This window comes from Streptomyces synnematoformans (assembly GCF_039531005.1).
Classification (GTDB): Bacteria; Actinomycetota; Actinomycetes; order Streptomycetales; family Streptomycetaceae; genus Streptomyces; species Streptomyces synnematoformans.
In genome coordinates, this window is the sequence record NZ_BAAAPF010000549.1 from 1 (window position 1) to 2,544 (window position 2,544).

Annotated in this window: 4 protein-coding genes and 1 pseudogene; 3 read left to right on the forward strand and 2 right to left on the reverse strand. The window is 75.4% G+C overall.

The window, feature by feature from the left end; all coding sequences use genetic code 11:
• Both ABD317_RS35805 and ABD317_RS35810 read left to right on the forward strand, forming a co-directional pair.
• A pseudogene (locus ABD317_RS35805) lies at positions 1-273 on the forward strand (hypothetical protein); the annotation flags it as partial.
• A complete protein-coding gene (locus tag ABD317_RS35810) occupies positions 270-707 on the forward strand; it encodes an NUDIX hydrolase (protein ID WP_344296040.1) in 438 nt (145 codons plus the stop codon). The pseudogene ABD317_RS35805 and the gene ABD317_RS35810, both read left to right, overlap by 4 nt.
• A gap of 46 nt (positions 708-753) precedes the next feature.
• Here the strand turns inward: ABD317_RS35810 and ABD317_RS35815 are convergent, their stop codons facing one another.
• Complete coding sequence (locus ABD317_RS35815) at positions 754-1,173, reverse strand: VOC family protein (protein WP_344296042.1); 420 nt, start codon at positions 1,171-1,173, stop codon at positions 754-756.
• Between the two features lie 82 nt (positions 1,174-1,255).
• Between ABD317_RS35815 and ABD317_RS35820 the strand changes: the two genes are divergently transcribed.
• Positions 1,256-1,900 carry a TetR/AcrR family transcriptional regulator gene (locus tag ABD317_RS35820; RefSeq protein WP_344296044.1) on the forward strand — a complete coding sequence of 215 codons (645 nt, stop codon included), beginning with the start codon at positions 1,256-1,258 and terminating at the stop codon, positions 1,898-1,900.
• Here the strand turns inward: ABD317_RS35820 and ABD317_RS35825 are convergent.
• Entirely contained in the window at positions 1,866-2,396 is a 531-nt protein-coding gene (locus ABD317_RS35825) for a YbjN domain-containing protein (protein ID WP_027753211.1), read from the reverse strand. The genes ABD317_RS35820 and ABD317_RS35825 overlap by 35 nt on opposite strands.
• Between the last annotated feature and the right edge of the window lie 148 nt (positions 2,397-2,544).

Consider the following 2,544-nt stretch of genomic DNA (forward strand, 5'->3'; position numbering starts at 1 on the left):
CGGCACGCCGCGGAGGTCCTGGCGGCGTGCCCGCCCGGCACCGTCCCCGTACGCCCGCCCGGCCCCGCGCTGCCCGCCGCGGGCGCCGCGCTCGACCACGACCGCGAGGCCGTGGAGGCCGCCGCCGCTGCCGCCTCCGCCGCCGCGACCCCGCGCATCGCCCCCGCCACCGCCTACGCCCTCGGCGTGCTGCACGCCGACCAGCGGCACGAGGCGGAGGCCGCACGCTTCACCTTCGGCAGGCTCTGGCAGACGAGAGGGGAGCAGGGATGACGGAGCACCCGACGGGCGACCTGATCCGCGCCGCGGGCTGTGTGCTGTGGCGTTCCGCGCCGGCGCCCGCCGGCGGGCTGGAGATCGCCCTCGTACACCGCCCCAAGTACGACGACTGGTCGCACCCCAAGGGCAAGCTCAAGCCCGGTGAGGAGCCGCTGGCCGGCGCACTGCGCGAGGTCGCCGAGGAGACCGGCCTGGCCTGCGAGCCCGGCGCCCCGCTGCCCACCGCCCGCTACCGCGTGGCCGACGGCCGCCCCAAGGAGGTCCGCTACTGGGCCGCGCGGGCGGGCGCCGGCGCGTTCGTGCCCAACCACGAGGTGGACCGGCTGGACTGGCTGCCGCCGGCCGCGGCCCGCCGCAGGCTGACCCACGGCCACGACCGGGCCCTCGTCGACGCGCTGCTGGCGGCGCTGCCCTCCGAGGCGGCCTGAACGGCCTGAACGGCCTGAAGGGTCTGAAGGGTCTGGACGGCCCCGGTCAGGGCGCGGCCGCGTACTGCCCGGCGAACTCGCCGGCGGGCGGGATCGGCGTGATCACGTCGATGAGGACCCCGTTCGGGTCCGCGACGATGAAGTGCCGCTGCCCGAAGTCCTCGCTGCGCAGCTCCAGTTCGGGCGTGAGCCCCTCGCGTACGACGAGCCGCTCCCACTCCGCGTCGACGTCCGCGACCTCGAAGTTGAGCAGCAGCCCCCGCACGGGCGCGCGGTGGCCCGCGGGGACCGTCGGGTGGTCGGGGTCGAGCAGCGCCAGCTCGTACGGCGGGTCGCCCGGGCGGCGCAGGCTCACGTACCAGTCGGCCTCGAAGGTCACCTCGAAGCCCATCAGGCGGACGTAGAAGTCGCGGGACTCGGACAGCCGGCTTGTGCCGAGCACGGGATAGAAACTGGTCAGCTGCATGGCCGACTCCTTTCACATACCATCGGTATGCCAAGAAGATAGTTCGCGTACCATCGGTACGTCAAATGGGAGCGAGGTGCGCATGACCGCGCGCGGCGGAGTCAGGGCGGAGCAGCGGGAGCAGACGAGGCGGGCGCTGCTGCGCGAGAGCAGGCGGCTGTTCGCGAGCCGCGGCTACGGGGCCGTGGGGCTGGCCGGGATCGTGCGCGCGTCGGGCGTGACGAAGGGCGCGCTGTACCACCACTTCGACGGCAAGGCGGACCTCTTCCGCGCCGTGCTGGAGGAGGTGCAGCAGGAGGTCGGCCGGCGGGTGGCGGAGGCCGCCGGGCGGCACGCGGAACCCTGGGACCAGCTGACCGCCGGCTGCCGCGAGTTCCTGACCGCGAGCACCGACCCCGCGCTGCAGCGGATCATGCTGGTCGACGGGCCGGCGGTGCTGGGCTGGCGCGAGTGGCGGGCGATGGACGAGGCGGCGTCGGCGCGGCACCTGACGGAGGCGCTGACGGAGCTGGTGGCCGCGGGCGTCGTGGTGCGGCAGCCGGTGGCGCCGCTGGCGCACCTGCTGTCGGGCGCGATGAACGAGGCGGCGCTGTGGCTGGCGTCCGGGGCGGACCGCGACCCGGGCGGCGGCGATCTGGCCGACACCTGGGCGGCGTTGGAGCGGATGCTGGACTCTCTCCGCGCGTCCCCCGCTACGGCTCCTCGCGCTCGCGCGTCAGGTGCGTGAACGCCTCCAGGTTGCGCGTCGACTCCCCGCGCGACGTACGCCACGCGTACTCCTTGCGGATCGCCGTCGCGAACCCCAGCTCCAGCAGCGTGTTGAAGCTGCCGTCCGCGGTCTCCAGCACCGTGCCCAGCACCCGGTCCAGCTCCTCCGGCGTCACCGTGGCCAGCGGCAGCCGCCCCACGAGGTAGATGTCGCCGAGCCGGTCGACGGCGAAGCCCACCCCGTACAGCCGGGTGTTGCGCTCCAGCAGCCAGCGGTGGACGCCGGCCTCGTTCTCGTCGGGGTGGCGGATCACGAAGGCGTTGACCGACAGGGAGTGCCGGCCGACGATCAGCTGGCAGGTGGTCGACAGCTTCCGGGTGCCGGGCAGGGAGACGACGTACGTGCCCGCCGCCGGCGACTCGTAGTCGAGCCCCGCCTCCCGGAGCGTGTCCTCGATGACCCTGCCCGCGGTCTGCCCGCCCGCGCCCGCGCCTGCGCTCGCTGCCTCAGCCATGCGGCGATCGTAGGCGACCGGGCCCGCCGTCCGCCCGCGGTCGTACGCCGTGCCGGAACCCGGCGACCGCCGCGGCGTACACGTCGGCCGTCGCGCGGGCCGCCGCGTCCCAGCCGAAGCCCGCCGCGTGCCCCGCCGCCGCCGCGCC

What these genes read in the sequence shown, in the direction of transcription:
- ABD317_RS35825 (WP_027753211.1), bottom strand. Translation starts at nt 2,396, where the DNA reads ATGGCTGAGGCAGCGAGCGCAGGCGCGGGCGCGGGCGGGCAGACCGCG.
- ABD317_RS35815 (WP_344296042.1), bottom strand. Translation starts at nt 1,173, where the DNA reads ATGCAGCTGACCAGTTTCTATCCCGTGCTCGGCACAAGCCGGCTGTCC.
- ABD317_RS35820 (WP_344296044.1), top strand. Translation starts at nt 1,256, where the DNA reads ATGACCGCGCGCGGCGGAGTCAGGGCGGAGCAGCGGGAGCAGACGAGG.
- ABD317_RS35810 (WP_344296040.1), top strand. Translation starts at nt 270, where the DNA reads ATGACGGAGCACCCGACGGGCGACCTGATCCGCGCCGCGGGCTGTGTG.